The following is a 26,333-nucleotide window of genomic DNA, read 5'->3' as shown; positions in this document are numbered from 1 at the left end:
TCATCCTCACTTGAATTACTTATTTTATATAATAATTCATATTTATTTAAAAATCACTTTATACTTTTGCCAAATTTATTTATAAATTCAGAATCTTTATATCCTTCCTCTATATAATAACTTTTTTTCTTGTTATCGCTTACTATTTCAATTACATGTTCTTTTTTAGATATAAATACTTCTATTTTATCCCCATTTAATTCATAAAGTGTAATTGAATATGGGTATTCATTAATATAACTGTATTTTATATTTTCAAAGCGAATTTTTCTAATATAAAATGAATTAAGATACTTTTTTATCTCCTTTATCTTATCTTCTTTAGATGTTGAAGACATATCAAAAGATAGACCCTTAGCTTTATATTCTCCGTCGTATCTAACAACTACAGAGGAAGTTTCCCTGTGGTTAAAAGTTTTCTCTAAAATATCTCCTAGGGCTTTAGGCTGCAATAAACTGTACACTCCATATATAAAAATCATTGTTAAGGAAATTAATGCTAAAGATAACCCTATTTTAACACCTTTAGTTGGACATATTTTATCCTCCTTCAGCACATTATTTATATTATTTGATTTATCCTTTTGTACATTTTCTAACTCTAATTTAGAATTATACCCTATATTAAAAGTCACTTACTGATATGCATTTAGTTATTTCAATCTGTTCATTTATTAGACGCTTCTGCCAAATTTCCATCCAAAAAATTCTATCGTTATAGTAAACTGGTATATCGAGTTTACTATCAATAACATTCAAGTATTTACTAAATTGCAGTTTATTTATATGCAAATTATAACATTATTTTGTAGATAATACTATAATTTGCATATATCAACTAATTGATATGCACTCCTATTTTCTAAATAAATTTTATATTTCGTCTAAGATAAAAAATAAACTGCTATTACATCGCTTTGTAATAACAGTTTATTTATTATAAAATATATTTCTTCCCAGCTATAAAGCCTAACTATATTTTAATCTTGTTCTATATGGCGTATCTTGACTGTTATTCCCCTTTATAGGACCTTCCACACATTTCTTTGTCTTCAGCATCATCAAATATGTTAAAATAATCTAAAATCTCTATGCCAAAATCTACAAATGATTTCCCCTTAGCTGTAATAACGTTTTCATGCCTTACTACTTTTTCTTCCAAATAGTTTTGACGTGGAAAGCAATCTTTTATTCCATTTTTCTTGAAATAATCTTCACCTAAGGTTGTAGTGTATGAATGATCATCTAATATACCTGCTTTGGCTAAAAACTCTGGAGTAGCGCATATTGCACAAATTAACTTTTTATCTCCATCTAGCTTTTGTACTAATTCTATTAATTCCTCTCTGCATTCTCTTATCAATCCTCCTGGTATAATTAATCCTTCTACATCATCAAGATTAATAGCTTCTTTTACTGTGATTTCAGGCATGTACAGGAGTTTGGAAAGAGCTTTAATTGGTGCTTTTTCATAACCAACGCTAACTATTTCTTTCTTTGCAATCCCTCCTAACATGTGGCAAGCTAATACAGTCTCAAAATCTTACATATTTTCATAAATAAAGCATAATATTTTCCCCATTTTTTAATATCCCCTTTTCAATCTATTATCTCTAACATTAATTATTATTGCATCTTATCTAAATTAAATTATATCAATCTTACAAATAAATACAATGTAAAGAATTATTATATTGATTCTTTATCAGTTTCAATTAATTTTAAATTCTCACCTCTTAATTCTCAACTGATTTTAATGTGACCGATACAATCTCAGGTCTATTAAATATCCTCTGAGGCACGATGCTATTACCAAGACCTCTACTTACCACCATAACCGTATTATTTTTTTCATACATGCCTTTATAATATTTAGGCCAAAAGCCTTGATTTGGTGAAATAATTCCACCGAAAAAAGGTAAAATAACTTGTCCACCATGAGCATGCCCTGTAAAAGCAACATCTATATTATTATGAACATAAAACTCAAAAAGTTCAGGCCTGTGAGAAAGAAGTATCTTGAATTTTTTTTCATTATTACCAACCAACAACTCTTTTTTCATTATATCTTCATTCATATAATCTTCAGAGTGATTAGTTGTATTAAACGCAGGATCATCAACCCCTAAAATAAGAATTTTTTCTTTATTTTTTTCATAATAGAGTGATTCATTTCTTAAGACTATTACTCCTTTTTCTTTAAGTTTTTTTTCTAGAGATTCAAATTTTCCAGACCACCCTTCATGGTTTCCATTAACATAGTATATGGGTGCTATAGAATTTATTTTATCAATAAAAGATAGTGCATTTTCCTCATTATACTTTCTTCTATCCACTAAATCCCCTGTAATAACTATAATGTCAGGCTTTTGTGATTTTATTTTTTTCACAAGAGTATTATTGTCTTTATAAAATATTTTGTTATGCAAATCTGAAATTTGGACTATCTTAAAGTTATTAAAGGCTTTTGGAAGCTTGCTACTTTCTACATTATATCTAGAGATTACTATATTATTATTCTCAAAATATGAAAAGCAAACTAAAAATATAATAATAGAAATAAATATAATATATTTTCTACCTAAAAACTTTTTAACCATACAAATTATCATATCCTTTCATTTATTTTAGCTTTATGGGTTGTTGCTACGTAACACAATGAATCTAAACATATAATAAGCAAGGACTTTAAGTGTAAGTCCTCACTTATTATATGTTATAAAAAAAAATCGTCGCATTTAAATTTAAAAATAAATCTTCTGAAAATTATTTTTCAACTTTAATTATACAAACTTTAGCGAATTTCACCTTCCTCTCTTAAAATTATTTCACCAGTTATAGCATTAATATCATCATTCCCATTAATAGTGTACACAAGTCTAACCTTAGCATCATCCCCATAACCATCAAAGCTATAAATCAATTCTGGTTTGTATTTTTTAAAAAGATTATCTAAGGCCTTATCTTTTGAAATCATGTTTTTTTCACTTGGTAATTGAACACCTTCACTCCACTCCATGTTTATAGTTTCAATATTTCCTGTTATTGTGTTTACCGTTACAGCTATATTATTTTCAAAGAAAGGAATACCGTCTTCTACTCTCCCAAAATTGAAAGTCATATATTGTTTAACATCTGCTACATTAACTTGTTGCTTAGTAATTATATTTCTTATTTTATTAGGATAATATTTTACTACAGTGTCTAGAGCTTTTTCGTAAGCTTCCTTACAACTTAATTTAGGTTTTGCGTTTGTAATGAGATTTTCTTCCTTTGAGTATGTTCCTATATATGAAATTTCTCGTGTATTTTTATTAATGCTTATATCTCCTTCATAATCTCTTTTACCATCTTTTTCTTTATAAAAATGACCTATCCACCTTTTAGATTGTTCATTACAGGACAATTTTTCTAATGTATATTCACTACCATATAAATTTTTTATATGTTCTTTAGCTATATTTTCTGCTTCTTTTGTATCTATTAATTCTTTATTTATATTTACCTTGTATTTTTTGCAAAAACTTTCTTTTTCTTTACTATCTAAATCAAGTTTATCATTTATTTCTTCGAATCCTCCATATTTTAATATTTCTCCTGTAAATGCATCTATATAATCAACTGTATTACAATTTTGTAAATACACCAATTCTATAGCTGACTTATATACACCATTCTTATCTTGCACATATTTTTCTCTATACAAAGGTTCTAAGTTTATTTCCTTCCTAAGCTTTTCTTCAGCTTTTTTAATATCTATAGTATTCTTGTTTTCAGGAAACTTAATATTTTTATTCAAAAAAGTACTATATGATATTATATTTTTGCTTGAACCATCTACTACAACATTTATGCTCTCGCCTGGAACTTTTATTCCATTTACTTTTTTCACATAATTAACCCTATAATATTTCCAATCAATATCTACCTTTGCCTCTGCACATTCTTTCAAGTCATCCTTATTAAACTTTTCCAAAAATTCATTTGATATTTTTTCAGCCTCTTTTGATGAAATCTTAACTTTTATCTCTTCATCAATTTCAGAAGTATCCCTAGTAGTATTAATTCTTAGTAATTTTCCTGTTTTAGCATCCATATGTGCATTTACATATATGGCCTTTGCTTCATTTTGCCAATTCAAATTCCAAAAACTATTTTTCTCATAAGAATCTAGCTCTGAAGCTGATGTGTTTTTTAATTTTTCAGCTTTAACATCCACATCAAAATACGTTTTTAAAGCACTCATTGCTATTTCTTCTGCTTTATCCTCAGAAATAGTTACTTCTTTTTTTTCATTCACTATTACTATTTTAGCGGCGTTTTTTGTGTTCATTTGTGCTGCAAAGCTAGGTGTGGCAGTTCCAAATATTAAAGTTGTTGACATTAGTATTGAAAAAATTCTTTTTTTATTCATTTTATTTACCTTCCTTTTCTATTTAAAATTTGATAATTTATTAACTACTTAATTTTTATTAATGCACGAGACAATATTAGATAACATAAAGCTTTTCGGCTTTGCGAGCTTTAAATCTATATATCTATAAGCCCATATTTTATTTTAATTCGTTCTAGCTTTTCTATCATAGACTGCGAAATTACATACAGGAAAAAAACTGTAGCAATTGCATGAACCATATCGAACCAAAAACCTGATATATAAGTTGCAATCAATGCTTTCCATGAAAAATGAGATGTAAACATTAAAAGTGAACCAATATTTATAATCCCCCCATATACAAAAAAGGTACTGATTCCCCCAAAAACACATAAAGATAACTTTGTTTTTTTAAGTATTCCAATTTTAAATAATATTCCTGCTAAAAATCCAATAATTCCAAAACAAAACATTTGCCATGGTGTCCAAGGACCTTGGCCAAAGAAAAAATTGGATACAAATCCTGAAACTGCACCTACAAGAAATCCTGATTCTGCTCCAAAACATACACCTGCTATAATCACGATAGCCACCACAGGTTTAAATTGAGGCAACATAAAAAATGCTGCACGTCCGGCAACGGCAATTGCTGACAGTACAGCAATAATAATAATCTCCCTTGTCTGGGGTTTTCGGTTTTCGAATGCCATGAAAAATGGAATTATTGTATATATTATAATCAGGAGGCTAATGAAATGATATTTTCTATCATCGAGAAAAAAAATACCAAATAAAATTGTAGCAGGTACAATAATTAATATTAGAAACCCTGAAAGCAGCTTACGACTGTTTAACTTACTTCCCTTTAAATGTTTTCCTGACATAGGTTAATCACATCCTCTACTGTTACTGCATCACAACAAATGTGGCGAGCCATACGATTGGCTGCAGTAGTATAAAAGCTATTTCCCGAGAAAAATTTCTTTGTAGTATTGGTTGTTATTATATTTCCATCAAAAAACAATCCGCAGGTGTCTGTGTACTCTGCACAAAATTCGATATCATGGGAAACCATAACAATTGTAGTTCCTTTTTTAGCAATTGTTTTAAGAATTTCGGCCAACTTTTCTTTAAAATAGTCATCAATTCCCTTTGTTGGTTCATCTAGAAGCAATATTTTTGGTTCCAGCAGTAGCACCTTTGCAAGGGCTGCCCTCTGCTGTTCCCCTCCACTTAAATCATAAGGATGCATCTGAAGTAGTTCATTAAGTTCCATCATATCTACAATTACCCTTACCTTTGCTTCCTTTTCCTCTTTAGTTAATTTTATGTCCCCTAACATTTCATATAAATCCATTTCCACCGTCTTTTTTACAAACAATGTCTGCGGATTTTGGGGAAGCACTCCTATATTATTTCTATATCTATCCTTTATGCTTATTTTTTCAATGTTTTTTCCATTAATAATAACTTTACCTCTATAATGTTTGTTGATGCCACTTATTATTGATAAAGCAGTTGTCTTTCCAGTTCCATTACCACCAACAATGCAAAAAATCTCTCCTTCTTTAACCTCTAACGACAAGCCCTTTATAATATCAGGCATATTTTTACCGTATTTAAACCACACATCTTTAAGCTTTATAACTACATTGTCTGATACGGACTCTTCTTTGTTTTCAAAACAAATTTTTTTAACAGTCTTGTTATCAAAATACGTGTCAATCCACTTACGTCCATCCTTTACAGTAACAGGACATTTCAAATCATTTTTAACTTGTGAATAAATTCTCATAGGAGAAGTCATTGCAAAAAACATTGTATGATCCATTTCACTTATTTGTTTCCCCAGGTCTTCAGGGTTATCATCTGCAATAATACATCCTTTTTCCATTACCACAACACGATCCGACATAGGAATTACTTCCTCTAAACGGTGTTCTGTCATTATAATATTTGTACCAAGTTCACTATTGATTTTTTTTAGAGTTTTAAGAAATTCCAGAGCTGCTATAGGATCCAGCTGTGCTGTTGGTTCATCAAGGATTAATATCTCTGGTTGCATGGTCATAATTGACGCTAGATTTAGCAACTGTTTTTGTCCTCCGGAAAGTTCTGAAACATTTTTGTGAAACCATGTATGTATTCCAAAAAAACTTGCCATTTCAGCCACCCGTAATCGAATCGTGCTATTGTCATATCCAAGACTTTCTAGTCCAAATGCAAGTTCATGCCATACCTTATCTGTGACAATTTGGTTGTCAGGACTTTGAAGAACATATCCTATTTGTGATGTTTGTGTAAATTGATCAACTTCTTCTAGAAGCCTCCCATAGAAATAAATTTCTCCCTGCCGTTTTCCATGTGGAGCTAGTATTGTTTTTAACTGTCTCAGTAAAGTACTTTTGCCACTTCCTGATTTTCCACATATAGTAATGAATTCTCCAGAATTTACCACAAAATTAATATTTGAAATAGCTGGTTTATCTTTTTGAGGGTATGTAAAATTTAAATTATTGATTTTATATGTTTCCATTTAATTTCCTCCGCAATGTTTATGATAACTGGTAGCATACACAAAATAAAATAACTTATATAGATACTAATACTAAAAAAAGTAATATTTCTAATCTTTATTGAAGGAAAAAAACGCATTGTGTTTTCTCCCACAACCATCCCAATGGATACATAAACAATTAAACTCCAAATTACAGTTAAGGTTATTTTGTCCCTATTATCAAAACGAAATATGGAAAAACTGCTCCGTTTTGTTAATCCATAACCTCTTGACTTCATGGAATCTGCTGTTTCAATAGCATTCTCCAATGCCCAGGTAGTCATAATTGATAAAATTTTAATTCCATTTCTAGCCCTTCTTATTATATTGCCCTGTGACACATCCCGTCCTATACATTTTTGACCATTTGAAATAATTTTTATTTGCTGTTTATATCTCGGAACAAAACGAAGTACCATTGAAAAAATTAAAGATAACGCAGGTATTATTTTGCCAAAGATGTATATGAATTTATCAGAAGTCATAACAACGTTATAACAGGAAAACCATATAATCACAGAAACAAATGTACCTGCTGACATTATTCCGTAAAATATTGATTCCAACGTAATGGGATTACCATTTTTAAGATAAAACATAATTGTAGCACCTTCATGATTAAATGCTGGATTAATTATTGCCATAAATATCAGCAATGGTAACATATAAAGCAGATTAAACTTCAATGCACTTCTTCCCTTTAACATAGTTGAATATGTAAAACAAGAAATCAAAGCTATTCCAAGAAATATAGGATGCATAAAAACCATACTAAATATCAATATAGCTATAAAATAACTAAAATTAATAATGGGATGAAAAGTTGAGAAACTGTCTGTCATCATTTATCCCCTCCAAATACAGTGTCTCCTCCAATGTCTCGCCCTAAATCACAGGTGTACACCCATTCAATTATATCCCCCTTCTTTAGTACGTATCTACTACATCCATAGTTTGGAAACCATCCATTAATTTTATACATCCAACCACTAAGTTCGCCACAATCAAATTCATATAGATTATTTATACCCTCAATGTAGTTACTGTTATAAATTGGTGTCATTTCAAATTCCATATGTATTTTATTTTTTTTCATTTCCCGCAAAAGTACATCAAAAACTGCTTCACCTTCTGAAAAGCTTACAGTCTTTTCTCTGTAAATTACACCATCCTTAGGGAGCACTTCTAATTTATCCTTATTAAACTTGTCCATATTATTTAATATACTTTTACATGTTACGGACAATGTACAGCTTAATTTTTTCTTGGCATTTATAGCTACATCTCCAGGTTCAACAGGTTTAGGCTTACCTATAGGAACTGGATCCGTAAGATATTTGTCTTTTTTACCTTTACCGCTATCTTTTTCAATCTTTTTTTGACCTTCTGTTGTTTTATCAATTGTTTTACTTGTTTGCTTTTCATCCTTCTTTTGACTTGCTTTTTTTTCACTAATTTCTTTATTCTTTTTTTTACTTGTTTGCTGTTCGTCTTTCTTTTTTTGCAATTCTATTGAAACCTTTTTTTTCTTATTCTCTTGTTCTTTATATTCTTTATTTAATGCTATATCACTTTTAATATTTTCTCCGCTTGTTATTTTACTATCTTTTAATGGCTTTACATTTTTATTCCCATCACAAAAAAATGTAATAGCTACTATACTTATTATAACTACGGCAACCATCCATCTTCTATTCTTCATTTTTCATACTCCTATCTTAAATTCTAAGCAAGGAAAAAAACTTTATCCTTGCTTAGTTTTCAACTTATTTTTTTTCTACATCTGTCATATCAAAAAGATGTGTTTGGCCATTTGCAAATCTATTATAAGCTATAATGGCATACATACCTTGATCTGTAGCCATGCCATCTAAATCTCCGCTTAAAACATGTTTAAATCCTCCGCCTTTTACATAAAAACTAAGTAAGGCGCTAATTGTATCATTACCATTTTTTATAAATCTTTCATCTGTTTTAGGATCAATCTTAAGTGAAGTTAATGCTACTATTACCTGTGCAATACTTTCACTACTATTCTCATCTCCCCAAACGGATTTGTATTTACCATCCATATCCTGTGTTTTTGACATATATAATAACGCGCGGTCAGTAGCAGCTTTTACCTTTGGATTATCTTGATACTTTGACAACGCTATAAGCGCCATTGCTGTAATATCTATATCTGAAGGTGCTTTTGAAGTAAGTGACCACCCACCACCTGGTAATTCCCTGGACAAAATGTAATTAACAAACTTTTCTCTTGTACTTTGATTACTAATAGACTTGTCTACAGGCATTTCATAATTACAGCAATCAAGTGCAATCAGCGCCCAAATAGGTCCATTCAATCCTTGCTTTACAGCAGTATCAAAATCAACAAGCGGTTTTAAAAGATTATATTTGGCAACGCTATCAACATTTTTACCAATTGATGATAGTGCAAGTATAACTCTGTCATATTCCGTATATTTTATATTATGAAGTTTTCCATTTTTCTCTTTCAATTTATTCTCTACATTACTATAGTATTTACTGTAATAACTATCTGGCACTGACACACCAGAACGTGCAAGTGATAAAACAGTCCATTCTCCACCAACTGAAGCTACCACGGGATTTGTTATGTTTTTCTGCATCAAAATTGCTGTCTCATCTATATACTTTTTAACTTCTGTGTTAGTAACTTCCTTACTATTTTTATTTTCAACTCCTGTGTTAGTAAATTTCTTACTATTTTTATATTCATATGACCTTATAACAGAAGCTACTGCAAATTCTCTTGTAGCATAACTCTTTGGTCTAAATTGATTGTTTTCTATTGGTATTAAACCAAGAGTACCTAATGTTTCAATATCAGCTTTATAGGCTTTAGATACATATTTAATATCATTTATTTTTACATTTGTATAAACATTCTTAATAGAAAGTGCTTTGGCAATAGCCGAGGCCATTTGTTCACGAGTAATAGCATAATTGGGATTGAATTTATTCCCTGTACATTTCATAATTCCCGAGTTACATACAGCATTAATATATGTGTAGTATGAATAATAAGGTGTACCAATCTTTACATCCTCAAATTCAATTTTTTTCGCTGGTTTTGTATCAAGATTCAATGCTTCCACTAATAGTTTTGCAAAATCTGCTCTTGTAATATATTTTTCCGGATCAAATCTTCCATTCTGTGGGCTTATGAAACCTTTTTCAGTTGCCTTTAGAACTTGTTGTAGAACATCCTTTGAAATATCATTTCCATCTTTATACGTGTAACTTTTCACCTGATTATATGTTACATATGTTGTAAAATGATTAGTCTTAACAATTAAATCATTTCCAACAACAAATGCATAATTTTTCTTGTTATTATTCTTTGCATCAGCTGCACCTTTTTCTTCTGATTGATAAACCTTTATAGGAGTAAATTTATTTCCTTCAACAAATCCTACAAATTGACCTTTACTATTTTTAAAAGTTAGGGTTACTGGCTGATTAAATAATATTGTTTCATTTATATTTCCTAGGACAAAGGCATTATTAAGTTTTACGCGTTTGTAATCATCATCTATGCTCTTCTTTATAATCTCTTGAATTTTAGAATCAGTTTTGTCAACTGATGTTATAAGTTCTATTTTGCTATCACCTGATTCTATTTGTGTACCTTTATCAACAACAACAGATATGTTCCCTTTTACAGCTGTTATTTTTGGTATATTACTTTTAACATTCTCTAAATTCAGAAAAACCTTTGATTTAAGCTCTGGCACATTAATTATAATATTATCAGTGTTTTTCAAATCATTTTTTATGTTTATGTCGCAATCATTTTTTATATCCTTTGGCACATCTATTGTGAGTGTTTTTCCACTTTGCTGTTCTCCCGCGTTAGGGGTAATCTGAATAGCTGGAGTACCAGGAATAACTGTTACTCCAGGAATACCAGGAATAACTGGAATAACTGGTGTTTCCCATTTACTCAAGTCTTCTCCTAAGTCCTCACCAAGATTAGTTGTGTATCGCCATTGAAGCACGTCTCCATTTTCTAGCGTATACTTACTAGCACCAAACATAGGATAAGTTCCGTTTACATTATACATCCATCCACTACCACTACCATGATCGAATTCTCCATCACCATCCATAGACTGTACATAAATACTGCCATATTTTTCAGTCCACTCATACTCGTATTTAAAATTGTGTTTATCAAGTTCTGTCTTTAATACTGACCATGCTGTATCGCCAGATTTAAGTTCTATCGTAATAGGTTGAATTGTATACCCTTCATTGATAGTTAGTTTATCAACAGATAGAGTAATATATTGTTTTTGAATTGGAAGCACTCCACCACCAGTATTTGTACCTTCGCCACCAGTGCTTGCCTTATATATTAGGCTGTATTGTTTGTCACACTTATTTCCTGCTGCATCTACTACTCCTATTGTTATTGTGTTTTCTCCATCCTTTAATGTAACCTTATATGTTCCATCTGTTCCTGTTATAACTTCATTGTTAAACCTCACTACAGAAATTATTTTTTTATCTACATTGTCTGTAACTATTACTTTAAATGTTAACTTTGAATCTGTTACAGTTTGTCTATCTGTTAAATTCTCTACATTTATAACTGGTTTCTCTGTATCCTTTGATTGAGGCACTTTACATATTACTTTATAGGTTACAGTTTCCTTATTTCCTGCTGCATCTATTGCTTCTATTGTTATTATGTTTTCTCCATCTTTTAATGTAACTTTATAGGTTCCATCTGTTCCTGTTGCTACTTCATTGTTAACCTTTACTGTGGAAACTATATTTTCATCTACATTATCTGTAACTATTGCTTTAAATGTTAAGTTTATATCTGTTACAGTTTGTCCATCTGCTAAATTTTCTACCTTTATAACTGGCTTTTCTATATCTTTTAGCTTTTCAAATTCTACATCACTCATATTGTAAAGAGAATTTTTTTTATTTACAAATCTATCATAAGCAACTAGAGCAAGCGTACCTTGATCGGTAGCCATAGCATCTGTATCGCCTGTTTTTATATGCTTAAAACCACCGTCATGCACAGCATAGGAAAGTAGTGTGTCAATAAGCGAATTCCCATCCTTTGTAAATTGCGCGTCTTTAGCAGGATCAATACCTAGTCCTGATAAAGCTATTACAACTTGAGCAATGCTTTCGGAGCTTTCTGAACCCCAGGCTTTATATCCTCCACTCATTAACTGATTACTTGATAAAAAGTTAATTCCTCTATCTACTGCAGTTTTTACATCATCATTGGTTTTATAATATGGTGTAAGTGCTTGAATCGCCATTGCAGTGATATCAATATCTGCCTTATCTCCATAAAGATTCCATCCACCTGCATTATCTTTACCTTTGTTAATTTCTCGATCTAATATATATTTAATAAGCATCTCTCTTGTAGTTTGCACTTCTATATTTGTTACTGGATTTGATATTTCATAATTTTTACTATCAAGAGCTATAAGCGCAAATATAGGTCCATTTATACCTTGATAAATAACACTATTGAAGTCAGCAAGTTTTTCAAGTTGATTATACCCTCCAACATCAGAAATATCCTTACCAATAGCTGTTAATCCCAAACTCACCCTTGAATACTCTGTATATTTTTTGGTATGTAACACGCCCTGCTTCTCTTTTAATTTTTCAACTACATTATTGTAGTATTTTTCATAATATCCATGAGGTACAAGATAATTTGCTCTTGCCAGAGAAATAATAGACCATTCTCCATCTAATGTTCCGCATTTAGGATTTTCAACATTTTTTAAAATTAAGGCAAGGTTTTTATCCAACTGAGTTTTGTAGGGATTCGTGATGATTGCCTTATATATAAGCCTGTATTGCTTGTCACACTTATTTTCTGCTGCATCTACAGCTTCTACTGTTATTGTGTTTTCTCCATCTTTTATTGTAATCTTATATGTTCCATCTGTTCCTGTTATAACTTCATTGTTAAATTTAACTATTGGAACTATATTTTTATCTATATTATCTGTAACTGCTATTTTAAATGTTAAGTTTGAATCTGTTACAGTTTGTTCATCTGTTAAATTCTCTACCGTTATAACTGGTTTTTCTGTATCCTTTACTTCAGGTACCTGATATATTGTTTTATAGATTACATCTATCTTATTTCCTGCTGCATCTGTTGCTTCTATTGTTACTGTATTTTCTCCAGCCTTTAATGTAACCTTATATGTTCCATCTGTTCCTGTTACAACTTCATTATTAAACTTTACTGTGGAAACTATATTTTTATCTACATTGTCTGTAACTGTTGCTTTAAATGTTAAGTTTGAATCTATTACAGTTTTTCCATCTATTAAATTCTCTACCTTTATAACTGGTTTTTCTGTATCCTTTACTTCAGGTACCTGATATATTGTTTTATAGATTATATCTGTCTTATTTCCTGCTGCATCTGTTGCTTCTATTGTTACTGTATTTTCTCCAGCCTTTAATGTAACCTTATATGTTCCATCTGTTCCTGTTACAACTTCATTATTAAACTTTACTGTGGAAACTATATTTTTATCTACATTGTCTGTAACGGTTGCTTTAAATGTTAAGTTTAAATCTATTACAGTTTGTCCATCTATTAAATTCTCTACTTTTATAACTGGTTTTTCTATATCCTTTGTTTCCCACTTACTAAGGTCTTCTCCTAAATCTGCACCCAGATCGGTTGTATAACGCCATTGAAGTATGTCCCCATCTTTTAGAATATACTTGCTAGCACCAAAATTAGGATAAGTTCCGTTTACATTATACATCCATCCACTACAAGGACCATGATCAAATTCTCCATCTTCCTCTATAGATTGTACATAAACACTGCCATATTTTTCAGTCCACTCAAAATCGCATTTTAGACTGCGGTTATCAAGTTCTCTTTTTAACACTGTCCATGCTGTATCATCAGGTTGAAGTTCTATATTAATAGTCTGAATTGTATATCCTTCATTGATAGTTAGTTTATCAACAGATAGAGTAATATGTGATTTTTGAGCTGGAATCACTACTCCACCAGGATTAATATCTGGTGTTACCTCTGGTTTTTTTGTCTCCTTTTCTTCTTCATATATTATTTTATATAATACATCTGCCTTATTTCCAGCTACATCTGTTGCTTCTATTGTTATTGTATTTTCTCCATTTTTTAATGTAACTTTATATGTTCCATCTGTGCCTGTTACAACTTCATTGTTAAACTTCACTACAGAAATTATTTTTTTATCTAAATTATCTGTAACTGCTATTTTAAATGTTAAATTTGAATCTGTTACAGTTTGTCCATTTATTAAATTCTCTACCTTTATAATTGGTTTTTCTGTATCTTTTTCAGTTTCTTCTTTTATTTCTTCTTTAATTTCTGTTACGCCAACATCAACATTTATATTTTTGTCACTTTCATTGGCATAAACATTAATATTCGCAAACATATTAAACATCAAACACAGGGTCAATAAAATTGAACCTAACTTTTTCATTATATTTTACCTCCACCTTCATATTATTTTCCTTAATATTTTTAATCAAATATAATCTTTATTGTTTGTTAAGTTTTGATAACTACATAATGTGTGATAACTAATTTTTCGCAACAAAAAAACTGCAGAACCGTTAATTAATCTTTCTTTACGGCACCTCCAGTTTTCTGGTCAATGTATTTAAATATGTAATTTTTAAAGTTTAATAGATTTTTTTATCTCTTCAATTCTTATTGGAATTCCATCTTGAATAATAACCTTTATTTCTCCAAAGGCTATATCTCTAATGATTTTTATTAGCTTTACTTCCTTGTCATTAACAAAATTTTTATTATCTATCATCAAGCTCCCCCTATAACCAGTAATACATATTTTTTTATTCTTGTAGAACATTTTCACTTACCCTCTAATAAATTTAATCAAAACGAAAACCTCTCGACTAAAATTGTCAAGAGGTTTATACATCAAAAAGCTTTAGCATAAGCATAAAAGCCCTATTACGCATCAAAAAACCACCTCTCTATCACTCGTAGATTCTGGTAGATAAAAACAGGCAGATATTCTGACTTAAGTATCATCACCCATACAGCCTTCCCAGTTACCCAGTGGCATATTGTATTGGCTCATCTTTTACAGCGGCGGGACCGTGTGGGATTTACACCCACTTTCCTTTTACCTAACTATGATTTTCATAAAAACATAACTAGTACCTATTATTTATTTATTTATGAATTACCAAATTGATTATATCACATAAAAAAAATAAAACAATTGATTTTATGTAATATTTATATAATTTAGCAATTTTTATTTTTTAACTCCCTATGGCTATTTTTCTCCTAGAAGTCACGTGTATGGGATTATGTTCATATAATTCAGCTAAATTTTTTTAACTTTAAATATGCAAGCTTCTGTAGTTATAGACATATCCCCATTTTCTTCAATATAATCCTCCACATACTTTATGAATTCTTGCTTTTTTTGTCCTACAAGTATAGCTCTACCCCTCATGGTTGAATCTACATATGAAACTATAGGTTCAGCCTGAGGTACCACAATTTCCCCTTCAAAAACCTGCATTTCAACTTCACTAAAGTATTTCTCCAGTAAAAGCCTACCACCCTCAAATTCAAACCTATCCCCCATTCCTAAGTTATTAAGGCCTATTTCAGGGTCAAATTTTTCTATAAGTTCAAAAAGCTCCGCCATTGCTCCACGCCCATTGGTAGTTGCATAGAAGGTTCCACCAGGAGCAAGGACTCTTTTTATTTCTGATAAAGCTTTTTCTATATCTGGAACATGATAAAGCATATGTCTTGCAATTACCACATCAAAACTTCCCTCTTCATAGGGAATATCTTGTATATCGATCTCTTTATATTTGAAGTCATAATCTACCTCTGCTAACGTATTTTTAGCACATTCAAGCATCCCCTTAGAAAAATCAGATAACGTAATATTCCAGTCTTGATTTAATTTATATTTATTTCTTACCCACAAACCTCCAGGCCCACAACCCAGTTCTAGTATTCTCGCCTTTTGAGGAAAATCCATTTGATTAAAGCACCACTCATTCCAATCTATCTTATTTATATTATACTTGTGTAAATTCAACCTTGAATTTAAATTTTTATCATCTTTATATTGCTCTTTTATTGGTTGTTTATTAATTTCAATATTCTCCATAATTGCCTCCTAAATAAAGTATTTTTGTATTATCTTTTCTTAGCTTCAAGAACTCCTGAATCCTTTGTAATATACATATAGCCTACTTTTTCTATGATATTTCTAAATAATTCTTCTAGCTCTTTAAAATCTTTTTCATTTAAAATTTCATTTAAATTACCTGGTGCTGAAAGAACATAATCCATCAAGGGCTCCACTTCTGTTACTTTTAAAGAATCTTTATAGCAATAAAGCTGCACAGGATAAAACCATTCCTCTAATTGTTTTTTCCCATCCTCAAGTTTGAATTTATGATTTTTTCTAATGTAAGAAAAAGTTACTTTTTCTCTAAAGTTTTCTACCATATTAAAAAGTTCCTCCATATGCTTTTTACCATTGGTACCAGCATAAAAAACTCCATTTGATTTTAACACTCTATTAACCTCTGAAAAAACCTTTTCCCTGTTTTGTATATAGTAAATCATATGATTTGCAATGACAATATCAAACTCCGAATCTCCAAAGGTAATATTTTGTGCATCCATAGCTTTAAATGTAAAAGTTTTATCCAAACCTGCTAAGTTATTTCTTGCATCCTCTATCATACCTTCAGAAATATCTGTAAGAGTAATTTCACACTGCTCTGGAAGTCTGTCCTTATTCCTGAGCCAGAAGCTTCCATCACCACATCCTAGTTCTAGGATTTTTGCACCTTTAAAAATAGGAATCCTCTCAAACATCCATCTGTGCCATCCCTGTTTATTTGTGCTATATTTCTCATGAAGATTAATGCGGTCTTTTAGTTTTGCTGCATTCTTAAACTGCTCAGCAGATATTTTTTCTAAATTGATAGCTTTAATAATCAAAATAAATTTATCCCAATCCAATGTATCTTCACTATCCAACATTTGTTCTGTTTCATTAATTGCTTCTAAAATGTGTGACATATGCTCCATTTTCCTTTCTATGGCATGCCTTTGTATATTAAGAGAATGCTTAAAGTCATCCTTATCTGACTCCTCTTTCATTACCTCTTTTATTTCTTCTAATGAAAATCCCATAAATTTAAGCGTTAAGATTTTTTGAAGCACCGCGAAATCCTGATTACTAAATAGTCTATAGCCCGATTCACTGTATTCAGTAGGCTTAAGCAAATCCTTTTTATCATAGTATCTTATGGTTCTAAGTGTAACCCCTGCTTTTTCAGCAAATTTACCTGCAGTATAAAATTTACCTTTTTTAGAATTCATTTTCATCACCCAACTTTATTATAAACAGTAACCTTACGTCACGGTCAAGACTTTTTTTGTTAATGCCCCTTTAATTATACAGTAATCTTTTAACAATAAACTACATATCGTATATATATTTACTTTTGCTTATATTTCATAGATAATAAACTTATGTTTTATAAATTAAGGAGGTATACCTACATGTATTCCATAAAGAAACTAGACAATACCCAGATAACTGACTTAGCTAAAATACGTGCTAATTCCTTCCCTGCAATTTCTCTCCCACTTGAAAAACATGCTGAAATAATGAATCTTCAAAATGAATATGACTTTATGAATTTTTATGGTTTATTTAATGAGGAAACTCTTATAGGCGGAATGAGATTACATGATTTTAAAATGAATTTACTTAATCAGAAAATTTTTGCTGGTGGGGTTGGCTCCGTTGCTGTAGATTTACTTCACAAAAAAGAAAAGGTTGCTTTAGAAATTATTAAATTCTTTATTTATCATTATAAAGAAAGAGGGGCATCCATGGCTTTATTGTATCCTTTTAGACCTGACTTTTATAAAAAAATGGGATTTGGTTTTGGTACAAGCATTAATCAGTTTAAAATTAAGCCTTGTGATCTTCCAAAAGGAAACTCTAAGAAAAATATTAAGTTCTTAAGTAAAGATGATGCTACAGAAATGTGCAAATTTTATAACAGCATTGTAAATAAAACTAATGGTCTTATGGAAAAATCACCAAAAGAATTTAATAACCTTTTCAATTTTGAATCCAACAAAATTGTAGGATTCAAAGTAGGTAATACAATATTAGGATATTTAATTTTCCACTTTCAAAAGGGAGAAACGGGTTCCTTTGTTGTAAATGATATTTTTGTATCTCAAATGCTATTTTATAATTCTGAGGTTTTTCTAGAGCTCATGACTTTCTTAAATTCACAAAGTGACCAAATAAGATATGCGATAATAAACACCCAAGATGAAAACTTTAGATTTGCTTTAAATGATCCAAGAAATAATTCTGATAGACTTTTGGTGTCTTTGCATCATGAATGTAGTACCCAAGGAACTGGTATAATGTACAGGGTTATTAGTATACCTAAGCTTTTTGAAGATTTAAAGGATCATAACTTTAATAATATAAACTGCAAATTAAAGCTTTCTATATTAGATAGCTTTATTCCTGAGAACGGCGGTAGTTATGTAATCCACTTTAATAATGGTAATTCTTCACTAGTTGAAAATGATGATTACGATGTGGAGTTGACTGTGGACGTTGCTGATTTTTCTTCATTGATTATTTGTGCTATTGACTTAAAATCTTTGTATAAGTATGGACGTGTCCAGTTATCTGATGAAGGTTATTTAAATACTTTAAATGTGCTTTTTTCATCTGATGAAAAGCCATTGTGTATGACTGATTTTTAACGACATTTCAGAAAGAAAGCCTCATGCTTCTATTTGTTGCTGTGGCCTATTATAACAAAGAAAAAAAGGTGCGATAATTCCTATGAGTTCGCACCTTTTTTCATCAACTATAAATTTTCATTTTAAAGAATATGCTATAAAAATTCAATTTCATCACTATGTTTTAACTCTACAAATCCCCCACCCAATACATCATTATGATGCTCTATTATTTGTAAAGCCTTAAGAATATTTCCATCAAAAGTGCTATGAGCATCTTGAACTAAAATAATTTCATATCCCATACTAAGTGCTCTTCTACAAGTAGTATCTATGCAATACTCTGTTTGCATTCCTACAATAACTAATTTTTCAATGCCTCTTTTCTGTAATTCCTCATGTAAAGTTGTTTTAAAAAAAGAATCACATGTAGTTTTCTCTATAACTTTTTCATTAATTATTGGTTTAATTTTAGGATGAATATCCCACGTGTTCTTTCCTTTACTAAATACATCATCTTCCGTGCTAGTATGTTGGATAAATATAACTGGCGTTTTTGTTAATCGTGCCTTATTAAGCAAACTTAAAATATTATTTAATACATTCTCTCCGTTATATAAAGCTTCATCTTGATATGAAAACATCGCAACCTGTACATCTACAATAAGTAATGCTATTTTTTTATTCATTATTTAGTCCCCCTACCATTTTTATTATTTTACGCCTCCTGTTTCAAGTTAATTTGAAATAGATACTAATTCTATTTCCTTCATCTTCTCCATTACAATAAACTTGAAATCTTCATCTTCAATATATTCACCACATTTTGTAAAATCTAGTTTCTCAAATAATCTCAAAGCTGGTTTATTGCCTTCACCTGTTTCAATATATATCCTGTCTATATCCATATTGCTGAATATATAATCAACAGCTGTCTTTATTGCAGTACACGCAATTCCTTTATTCCAGTATCTTTTATCACCTATAGTAATTCCCATTTCCCCTTGCTTTTTAATCTTGTCTATACTAAAGAAGTTAACAAAACCTATAGCATTGTCTTCATTATCTGTAATTATAAAATATTTATATTTTATATCCTCAATATTTTCGTTCATTATTTCAGTATCAAACCTATGACAATAATTTATACATTCTTCAATTAATGCCTTACTGCTATTAGGTATTGGTCTTGGATCATGCTTATTTAGTTCTTTATCAATTTGCCATGTAAATAAGTTAATCGCATCACTTGAATATATATCTCTTATTAGAATTTTATTATCTTGATAATAAATCATTACAATTTCCCCCTAATTTATCTATTAAATTTACACTTAATCTGCTTTATTAGCTTTTCCTATTAACGCTATAAGACCAGTAGCTAATGTTTCTCCCCAACTTAAATAATCATGACCTGAATAAAAATTTTCATATTTCACGTTATATCCCTTAGATAATAAAACATCCCGCATGTTATTTATTGCTTCCATCATTATCGGTTCATCATCATATGGATGATCTTCTAGTACCCCAGCATTTAAATAAAAGTTTATTGGTAGCTTATTTGTTTTTTCAAATTCTTTAGTTAACCATCGCTCTTCATACCAATATGAGCCTGATTGTGAAAGCACATTTCCAAATATATTAGAATTTTTAATAGCTATAAAAGATGCCATAAGTCCACCAAGGCTAACGCCACCTATAATTGTCTTTTGTGGTTCTTTAGTTACATTATAATTATCATATATCCAAGCCATTAACTCTTGTGATATAAAGTTTGAAAAGTTCTCATTACAAGTTAATTCTTCGTATCTATCACTATTACTGGCAATAAAGACACATACTGTTGGTGGAATTCTTTTACTTTCTATCAGATTGTCAAGTACTGTTTGTGCTGACAACAAATTTATATACTCAAAGCCATCTGTAAGTACTAATAAATTATATGGCTCATTGTTTCCCGCGTATTCATAAGGTGTGTAAATCCATACACGCCGTGGATTTTTTAGACTATTGCTATTAAATCTATGCAAATTGATTTTTCCTTTTTGCTGTGTATTTCTATCTTTCGTCCATATTGCTGTTTTTACATTTTCTAATTCTATTAAGGAATAGATTTCTTCTTCACTTTCATCATCTTCATCGTCTTTCATAAATACTATTTCATTTGGATTTAACTCATCTTTAATAGTATTCTCTTTTATCTTTTTATAAACGTTATCAAATTCATAATTTAGTGAAAAATTATATTTAAATTTAACATCATTTCTAACCTTATATGTTTTAAACCAAATATCTGTATTAAGCAATTTCTCCATTACATTTTCTGAATACCGGTATCCTGGGATTGCCCCATAGATTAATATATTTTCTATAGCTTTCTTCTCTTTATATATAAATGTAAGCAATACATTATCTTTATCAGTAGGAATTTTCTCAATTAAAGGCGCACCTTCTTTTTCTATACTTGTCCAAAAATCATTTACTGCATTTATATTATTATTTTGTATCTCTTTCGTCAATTCATTTATTTTAGAACTAAATAATTTATTACTGCTCATATTATCTCCCCCATATTTATATTTTTTTGTTCCTATACTTCCGCAACCATTATTATTTTGTCTTCAACATGCCATATAATCTCAATATTTCTAAAACCAGCTTCTTTTAAAAGTTCCTTTTGTGTTTTTATTGATAATGGAATATCTATATGATATAAATCCTTCTGCTCCTTCGTTAAGGAATTCATTAAATGATAATATCTATCTAAATACTCAATTTCATTTTCCTCACTGACCATATAGTCTCCCTCTATATACTTTCCACCTGGCTTTAAAGCTTGTATAATTTTTTTATAAAGTTCAAGCTTTACTTCCTCCACAAAATGATGCATAGTCATACATGAAACAACGTAATCGTAGTTTTCTTTTTCAAAAGGACGTGTTAGATAAGAATCCTTTATTAGACTTATATTCTCTAACTTATTATTATATTTCTCCTTAAGCTTACTCATCATTTCCTCTGACATATCAATTCCTGTTATTTTACAATTAGGAGCTTTTTCAAAAATTCCTTCAATTTCTAGCCCCGTTCCACACCCTAAATCTAGGATATTAATCTTACTTTCTGTTTTTTTAATTGGACTCGCTATAGCTTTATAGTATTCTGTAAAAAATTCTACTGTTTCCTTCATATGATCTTCATAGGTATCAGCTCTTTTATTAAAGAATTCCCCCATTTTTTCTATTTGTTCTTTTGTATTTTCACTCATATTATTTCCCCCTAAAATTTAATTTGTTTATCTTTACCTCATATATTTAAATCACTTGCATAAACATCCCTTGTTATTGCATACAGCCATTCCCCATCAAACCCACTACACTCCTCAGACAAATTTTCAAGCTTTCCCTGCGTTTTCATATAAAGTTTTTCAGCTACTCTCTTTGACAAGTTATTATTGTCATTTATTGCAGCAACTACACGCTCTAACCCAATTACCTCAAAGGCATATTTGAGCATACCTCCTGCTGCCTCAGTAGCTAATCCCTTCCCCCAGTATTCACTTGACAGCCCATAAAATATCTCTACATCCACTGGCTTGCAGTCAAGTTGCCCTAATCCGCACCAACCAATCACTTTATTTGTATCTTTAAGCACTACTGAAACTCCAAACTTGATTATGTTCTCCGGAGTATTTTTTTCATAACAATATTCATTCATCCAAATAATTAAATTCTTTACCCATTCATATGACATTACTCCTTCTGGAATAAATGCCATAACCTTTGGATCGCTGTAAATTTTATATAGATCATCTATATCCTTAATATGATAAGGTCTAAGTGTCAGTCTTTCTGTTTCTACATTTATATCTTTAAACATAATTATCTTTCCTTTCTACTTAAATCTTCTATAATTTTATCTTTAACTAGTCTCTTAATATGTCAATATATTCATTGATTTTTGTATTCTTAAATCATACTCAAGCTGAATATCTCTATGATCTCTCTCAAACAATTCTTGATTAATTTCTTCAGCATTTATACAGCCAACAGCTTTGTAAAATGCTATAGTATCTTCAGATGAAGCAGCACACAAATACAGTTTATCTGCACCCCATTCATAAGCCTTATTAGCGCAATGTTTAAATAGCTCCTTTCCTAATCCTGACCCACGATATGTGCGTGAAACAAACATAGACTCAAGAAGAAGATAACGTGCTGTTTCTCCAAAAAAGCTATGATTTATTGTTACAAATCCTACTAGACAATCTTTTTTAAAGGCACCAACTGCAATACCTCCTGATGCAATAGTATTTTTAAGTTCATCTCTATAAGTTTCATATCCATCAGGCCAATCGCTTTCCATATAGTTAATTGTCACTAGCTTATATTGCCCATCCACATTTCGCCACGCCTTCTCAATCAATTGACTAGGATCAATTTCCGATATTCTATCACATTCATTTATTGTTAAAATACGGAATTCTATATTTTTATTTAAACTACTCATTAATTATTTCCCCCTAAAATTTAATTTATTATCCTTTACCTCATATATTTAAATAACTGGCACAAGCACCCCTCCTGCCATACTTTAAAGTAAGAATAAAATCATATGTTGCTTTAAACACTACCTCACTTCATAAACCATTATTAACTAATAAATTCAATGCAAAAAAATAAAGTTGTAACGAAATTAAATTTCATTACAACCTCAGAATTTTTGTTATGCTACAATACCTCAAATTAAATAGGCAATACCCTCCTACGAGCCCTATCACAAAAACATATACTGCATCTTAACAATATTTATGTGATAATTTAAAGGTATAAAAAAAACCGCACAGTAAGTACGGCATTTATAATCATAACAAAATACAAATATACAACTTAAAAATAGAACATAATTCTATATTATTTTAAGAAGATTATTCATAAAAGGTATAAACGCTGAAACTATTCCTTAACATTATATTCATCTAAAAAAATGCAACACCAATAAACCTGATATAAACAGATTTTTAACTACGCTTATTAAGCCCTAAGTAACTTTCAACACCTCTCCAAATAAACTACACACATATAAAAGTCTGCATCTATATTTACAGTATTAAGATTACAAAAGTACAGCAAATAAACTTGCGTTATAAACAAGCAAAACATTTTTTAGATAAAATATTAAATTGTATTATCTTACAACGTTAAGAATTAGCTTTCTCATATAGTTTTACCTCCATTAAAATAACTTGTAGTTTTATATTACATTATTTTATTTCTATTGTCAATATATTGAATGAAAAACATTTTCTGCTTTATATATTTATATGGACGCTATGTTTAGTAAAGATATTTATAATCTATAATGTATATACATTGTAAATATGGTATAATATTACTACGAACAGAAATACAGGGTCTTGTTATACCAAGTGTAAATTCAGTAAAAAAAATTTAGAGGCGTTAAAAACAACAGGACGGGAAGAAATATTATTCATTAAAAAAGGGGGAAGGGTTAATTTTGAAAAAAGTTTATATTTTGATTTGTGCAATTCTTATGATTTTATTAGTTGGATGTAATGATAAAACTGTAAATACAGAAGGTACTAATAAATTTGATAAAATAAAATCCGAATTATCACTTATACCAAAAGAATATAATATAAATAACGCTGATAAAGATGGTTATTTTGTTATTTCAAATGGAGAAGTAAAATCAAAATTTGAAATTATAGATAAATTTGTTTCTGATTCTCAAAATGAAAAACCTGCATTTATAACAATTGTTTACTATAGCACAAATAGAAAACCAATTATAACTAAAATAGTCTATGATGGAATTAAATATTACGGAATAAGAGATGATACAAGATTTACTGAAGAATATCGCGAATTTGAGTTTAAATATTTAAAAGTATTTGAAGAAAATCATCACAAAACATATCTACTATTTAATGATAAAGAAATTAGCTATGCTCAATATATTAAAAGTATTGCAAGTAGTAATTCAAATGACTTTATAGACCATCATTTTCTTTGCAGTTACAACAATTAAAGACAATGTTTATACCTCCTTACCCATCATAGCCATGCTATCCCATTCAGTGAAATTATTTTTTAAATAAAACTCACTTGTTTTGTTTCCTTTTGAATTTGATTTGCGATTTCTTACTACTTTTATTGAGCAATAAAAGTAGCAGTGTGACACAACATGAAAAAAATACAAACTATATATTCTTTTTCATAGAATATTGTTTATGGTTCAAGGGGCAATCATCTAATACACCAAAAATCTCATATCCATGCTTAAGATAAAAATCTTTTGCTTGAAAATCAAAAGTAACTAAATGAATTAATTTACACCCTTTTTCTTTTGCAATTTTCTCTACTTCATTTAAAAGTACGGACCCATACCCAACTCCTCGAAACTCCTCTCTAACCCACAAAACATCTATATACATGCAATTCCAACAATATAACACGCTATTTATCCCTGCTAATATATCTTCATTTGGCCCTTTTATGATTTTATTAATTGAAATAAAAGATGGCTCTTGCGTAAAAGGAACTTTGGATAAATTATATTCATCCATCGCGTTTTCAACTACCTCTGCTTCGTCTCTGGTACTACCTTCAATAACATAGTTTCTCATCTTCACTTTTCCCCCTATCCAATCTATAGCCTTTTGTTTCATCATATTATAGTATTACAACTTTTCAAAAGTATCTAATTAAAGTTTACAAGCATAATTCTATGATTACTAATAAATCCTGATTTTTCTAATGTTTTCTTAGATGCTGTATTTTTAATATCACAACATGCCATAGGCTTCAAGTTGTTGTTATAACAGTGTTCTTTAAGCTTCGTAATAATATAGGTTCCTACTCCCTTTCTGCGATATTCTTCTGCTACAATCATTCCTATATCCCCAAATTTTTTATTCGATTTCATTATTCTAAATTCACCTATTCCGAGCAAACTAGAATCATCATATAATACAAATATCTGATCGTTTTCTATTAGATCTTCATAATAGCCGTCAAATGCAACATCGCATTTGTTTTTTATAGTTTCAATATCAACTGTTTTTGCTAATATGAAAGATAGATTTTTAAAACCCTCTAATTCATATTTGATTTTTTTATTATCAATAAAAAGATAACTATCCGTCACTACACTTTTTTGATAATCAAGACACAAGGACAAAAATTCTGGTTCTTTAGTTGAAACAGCAGCATTTCCTACTATTTCACTTTTAATAACATATTCAAAAATTTCTTCTGCATATGTAAAGTACTCTTTCGAAACATGAAATTGCACTAAAGTTTTGCTTGAATTTACAAAAAAATGCCCTGCTACTTTCTCATCATAAATAATTTTATAGCATTCTGATCTACCAATCATTACATTTTCCCAAAACCCATCTATTGGCTCTGCTAAGGTGTTAATGTACTCCTTATGTAAGTTGAATTTTATTTCTTCATTTACTATTTTTTCTATTTCTATCATTCAATTACCCCCCTCATTTTTACTTCTATGAAAACAAAATAAGATGAAATTTA

Annotated in this window: 21 protein-coding genes, 1 pseudogene and 1 riboswitch; of the genes and pseudogenes, 2 read left to right on the top strand and 20 right to left on the bottom strand. The window is 29.9% G+C overall.

Going from position 1 to position 26,333, the window contains the following annotated elements; translation table 11 throughout:
* Window positions 1–53: 53 nt before the first annotated feature.
* The 12 genes and pseudogenes from ACREV6_RS11110 to ACREV6_RS11055 all read right to left on the bottom strand — a co-directional run bounded on the left by ACREV6_RS11110 (window position 54) and on the right by ACREV6_RS11055 (window position 17,370).
* A complete protein-coding gene (locus ACREV6_RS11110; RefSeq protein ID WP_431578073.1) occupies window positions 54–635 on the bottom strand; it encodes a hypothetical protein in 582 nt (193 codons plus the stop codon).
* Window positions 636–1,012: 377 nt separating this feature from the next.
* Window positions 1,013–1,525, bottom strand: a pseudogene (locus ACREV6_RS11105) (DJ-1/PfpI family protein); the annotation flags it as partial.
* A gap of 211 nt (window positions 1,526–1,736) precedes the next feature.
* On the bottom strand, window positions 1,737–2,600 hold the full coding sequence (locus ACREV6_RS11100; protein WP_431578072.1) for a metallophosphoesterase: 864 nt from the start codon (window positions 2,598–2,600) through the stop codon (window positions 1,737–1,739).
* Between the two features lie 194 nt (window positions 2,601–2,794).
* On the bottom strand, window positions 2,795–4,414 hold the full coding sequence (locus ACREV6_RS11095; protein WP_431578071.1) for a YcdB/YcdC domain-containing protein: 1,620 nt from the start codon (window positions 4,412–4,414) through the stop codon (window positions 2,795–2,797).
* A gap of 116 nt (window positions 4,415–4,530) precedes the next feature.
* Window positions 4,531–5,259 (bottom strand): ECF transporter S component, encoded by a 729-nt coding sequence (locus ACREV6_RS11090; protein WP_431578070.1) that lies wholly within the window; start codon window positions 5,257–5,259, stop codon window positions 4,531–4,533.
* Complete coding sequence (locus ACREV6_RS11085; protein ID WP_431578069.1) at window positions 5,241–6,911, bottom strand: ABC transporter ATP-binding protein; 1,671 nt, start codon at window positions 6,909–6,911, stop codon at window positions 5,241–5,243. Before ACREV6_RS11085 ends, ACREV6_RS11090 begins: the two co-directional genes overlap by 19 nt.
* On the bottom strand, window positions 6,884–7,777 hold the full coding sequence (locus ACREV6_RS11080; RefSeq protein WP_431578068.1) for an energy-coupling factor transporter transmembrane component T: 894 nt from the start codon (window positions 7,775–7,777) through the stop codon (window positions 6,884–6,886). The genes ACREV6_RS11085 and ACREV6_RS11080 overlap by 28 nt, the downstream gene beginning before the upstream one ends.
* A complete protein-coding gene (locus ACREV6_RS11075; protein ID WP_431578067.1) occupies window positions 7,774–8,634 on the bottom strand; it encodes a DUF4430 domain-containing protein in 861 nt (286 codons plus the stop codon). Before ACREV6_RS11075 ends, ACREV6_RS11080 begins: the two co-directional genes overlap by 4 nt.
* A 64-nt stretch (window positions 8,635–8,698) precedes the next feature.
* Window positions 8,699–14,455 (bottom strand): DUF4430 domain-containing protein, encoded by a 5,757-nt coding sequence (locus tag ACREV6_RS11070; RefSeq protein ID WP_431578066.1) that lies wholly within the window; start codon window positions 14,453–14,455, stop codon window positions 8,699–8,701.
* A 195-nt stretch (window positions 14,456–14,650) separates the two neighbouring features.
* Window positions 14,651–14,797 carry a DUF2292 domain-containing protein gene (locus ACREV6_RS11065; protein WP_431578065.1) on the bottom strand — a complete coding sequence of 49 codons (147 nt, stop codon included), beginning with the start codon at window positions 14,795–14,797 and terminating at the stop codon, window positions 14,651–14,653.
* Between the two features lie 194 nt (window positions 14,798–14,991).
* A riboswitch (cobalamin riboswitch) is annotated at window positions 14,992–15,184 on the bottom strand.
* Between the two features lie 150 nt (window positions 15,185–15,334).
* Window positions 15,335–16,141 carry a class I SAM-dependent methyltransferase gene (locus ACREV6_RS11060; protein WP_431578064.1) on the bottom strand — a complete coding sequence of 269 codons (807 nt, stop codon included), beginning with the start codon at window positions 16,139–16,141 and terminating at the stop codon, window positions 15,335–15,337.
* 29 nt (window positions 16,142–16,170) lie between these two features.
* Complete coding sequence (locus ACREV6_RS11055; protein WP_431578063.1) at window positions 16,171–17,370, bottom strand: MerR family transcriptional regulator; 1,200 nt, start codon at window positions 17,368–17,370, stop codon at window positions 16,171–16,173.
* Window positions 17,371–17,553: 183 nt separating this feature from the next.
* Here ACREV6_RS11055 and ACREV6_RS11050 point away from each other — a divergent pair, with 183 nt between their 5' ends.
* The gene (locus ACREV6_RS11050) at window positions 17,554–18,792 is read left to right on the top strand and encodes a GNAT family N-acetyltransferase (RefSeq protein WP_431578062.1); all 1,239 of its coding nucleotides are present in this window, start codon (window positions 17,554–17,556) and stop codon (window positions 18,790–18,792) included.
* Between the two features lie 134 nt (window positions 18,793–18,926).
* Here ACREV6_RS11050 and ACREV6_RS11045 read toward each other — a convergent pair whose 3' ends face one another.
* From ACREV6_RS11045 to ACREV6_RS11020, 6 genes are read right to left on the bottom strand one after another with little or no spacing between them, the layout of a single operon-like run.
* Window positions 18,927–19,460: a cysteine hydrolase family protein gene (locus ACREV6_RS11045; RefSeq protein WP_431578061.1), complete on the bottom strand. Its 534-nt coding sequence runs from the start codon at window positions 19,458–19,460 to the stop codon at window positions 18,927–18,929.
* A gap of 48 nt (window positions 19,461–19,508) precedes the next feature.
* Complete coding sequence (locus tag ACREV6_RS11040) at window positions 19,509–20,069, bottom strand: GNAT family N-acetyltransferase (RefSeq protein ID WP_431578060.1); 561 nt, start codon at window positions 20,067–20,069, stop codon at window positions 19,509–19,511.
* 36 nt (window positions 20,070–20,105) lie between these two features.
* Entirely contained in the window at window positions 20,106–21,332 is a 1,227-nt protein-coding gene (locus tag ACREV6_RS11035; protein WP_431578059.1) for an alpha/beta hydrolase, read from the bottom strand.
* A 32-nt stretch (window positions 21,333–21,364) separates the two neighbouring features.
* The gene (locus ACREV6_RS11030; protein ID WP_431578058.1) at window positions 21,365–22,042 is read right to left on the bottom strand and encodes a class I SAM-dependent methyltransferase; all 678 of its coding nucleotides are present in this window, start codon (window positions 22,040–22,042) and stop codon (window positions 21,365–21,367) included.
* 38 nt (window positions 22,043–22,080) lie between these two features.
* On the bottom strand, window positions 22,081–22,653 hold the full coding sequence (locus ACREV6_RS11025) for a GNAT family N-acetyltransferase (protein WP_431578057.1): 573 nt from the start codon (window positions 22,651–22,653) through the stop codon (window positions 22,081–22,083).
* Between the two features lie 54 nt (window positions 22,654–22,707).
* A complete protein-coding gene (locus ACREV6_RS11020; RefSeq protein WP_431578056.1) occupies window positions 22,708–23,283 on the bottom strand; it encodes a GNAT family N-acetyltransferase in 576 nt (191 codons plus the stop codon).
* 1,008 nt (window positions 23,284–24,291) lie between these two features.
* Here ACREV6_RS11020 and ACREV6_RS11015 point away from each other — a divergent pair.
* Complete coding sequence (locus ACREV6_RS11015; RefSeq protein ID WP_431578055.1) at window positions 24,292–24,825, top strand: hypothetical protein; 534 nt, start codon at window positions 24,292–24,294, stop codon at window positions 24,823–24,825.
* 172 nt (window positions 24,826–24,997) lie between these two features.
* Here the strand turns inward: ACREV6_RS11015 and ACREV6_RS11010 are convergent, their stop codons facing one another.
* Window positions 24,998–25,423: a GNAT family N-acetyltransferase gene (locus tag ACREV6_RS11010; protein WP_431578054.1), complete on the bottom strand. Its 426-nt coding sequence runs from the start codon at window positions 25,421–25,423 to the stop codon at window positions 24,998–25,000.
* Window positions 25,424–25,497: 74 nt separating this feature from the next.
* Window positions 25,498–26,280: a GNAT family N-acetyltransferase gene (locus tag ACREV6_RS11005; RefSeq protein ID WP_431578053.1), complete on the bottom strand. Its 783-nt coding sequence runs from the start codon at window positions 26,278–26,280 to the stop codon at window positions 25,498–25,500.
* Between the last annotated feature and the right edge of the window lie 53 nt (window positions 26,281–26,333).

Origin of the sequence: Clostridium sp. (assembly GCF_050717515.1) — a bacterium.
Taxonomy (GTDB): Bacteria; Bacillota; Clostridia; order Clostridiales; family Clostridiaceae; genus Clostridium_AD.
The sequence above is the reverse complement of the archived record's forward strand: the minus strand, read 5'-3'. Positions and strand labels throughout refer to the sequence as shown.

Bases quoted from the DNA above. Each gene is read 5' to 3' on its own strand.
- ACREV6_RS11100 (WP_431578072.1), bottom strand. From the start codon at position 2,600: ATGGTTAAAAAGTTTTTAGGTAGAAAATATATTATATTTATTTCTATT.
- ACREV6_RS11095 (WP_431578071.1), bottom strand. From the start codon at position 4,414: ATGAATAAAAAAAGAATTTTTTCAATACTAATGTCAACAACTTTAATA.
- ACREV6_RS11090 (WP_431578070.1), bottom strand. From the start codon at position 5,259: ATGTCAGGAAAACATTTAAAGGGAAGTAAGTTAAACAGTCGTAAGCTG.
- ACREV6_RS11085 (WP_431578069.1), bottom strand. From the start codon at position 6,911: ATGGAAACATATAAAATCAATAATTTAAATTTTACATACCCTCAAAAA.
- ACREV6_RS11080 (WP_431578068.1), bottom strand. From the start codon at position 7,777: ATGATGACAGACAGTTTCTCAACTTTTCATCCCATTATTAATTTTAGT.
- ACREV6_RS11075 (WP_431578067.1), bottom strand. From the start codon at position 8,634: ATGAAGAATAGAAGATGGATGGTTGCCGTAGTTATAATAAGTATAGTA.
- ACREV6_RS11070 (WP_431578066.1), bottom strand. From the start codon at position 14,455: ATGAAAAAGTTAGGTTCAATTTTATTGACCCTGTGTTTGATGTTTAAT.
- ACREV6_RS11065 (WP_431578065.1), bottom strand. From the start codon at position 14,797: ATGATAGATAATAAAAATTTTGTTAATGACAAGGAAGTAAAGCTAATA.
- ACREV6_RS11060 (WP_431578064.1), bottom strand. From the start codon at position 16,141: ATGGAGAATATTGAAATTAATAAACAACCAATAAAAGAGCAATATAAA.
- ACREV6_RS11055 (WP_431578063.1), bottom strand. From the start codon at position 17,370: ATGAATTCTAAAAAAGGTAAATTTTATACTGCAGGTAAATTTGCTGAA.
- ACREV6_RS11050 (WP_431578062.1), top strand. From the start codon at position 17,554: ATGTATTCCATAAAGAAACTAGACAATACCCAGATAACTGACTTAGCT.
- ACREV6_RS11045 (WP_431578061.1), bottom strand. From the start codon at position 19,460: ATGAATAAAAAAATAGCATTACTTATTGTAGATGTACAGGTTGCGATG.
- ACREV6_RS11040 (WP_431578060.1), bottom strand. From the start codon at position 20,069: ATGATTTATTATCAAGATAATAAAATTCTAATAAGAGATATATATTCA.
- ACREV6_RS11035 (WP_431578059.1), bottom strand. From the start codon at position 21,332: ATGAGCAGTAATAAATTATTTAGTTCTAAAATAAATGAATTGACGAAA.
- ACREV6_RS11030 (WP_431578058.1), bottom strand. From the start codon at position 22,042: ATGAGTGAAAATACAAAAGAACAAATAGAAAAAATGGGGGAATTCTTT.
- ACREV6_RS11025 (WP_431578057.1), bottom strand. From the start codon at position 22,653: ATGTTTAAAGATATAAATGTAGAAACAGAAAGACTGACACTTAGACCT.
- ACREV6_RS11020 (WP_431578056.1), bottom strand. From the start codon at position 23,283: ATGAGTAGTTTAAATAAAAATATAGAATTCCGTATTTTAACAATAAAT.
- ACREV6_RS11010 (WP_431578054.1), bottom strand. From the start codon at position 25,423: ATGAGAAACTATGTTATTGAAGGTAGTACCAGAGACGAAGCAGAGGTA.
- ACREV6_RS11005 (WP_431578053.1), bottom strand. From the start codon at position 26,280: ATGATAGAAATAGAAAAAATAGTAAATGAAGAAATAAAATTCAACTTA.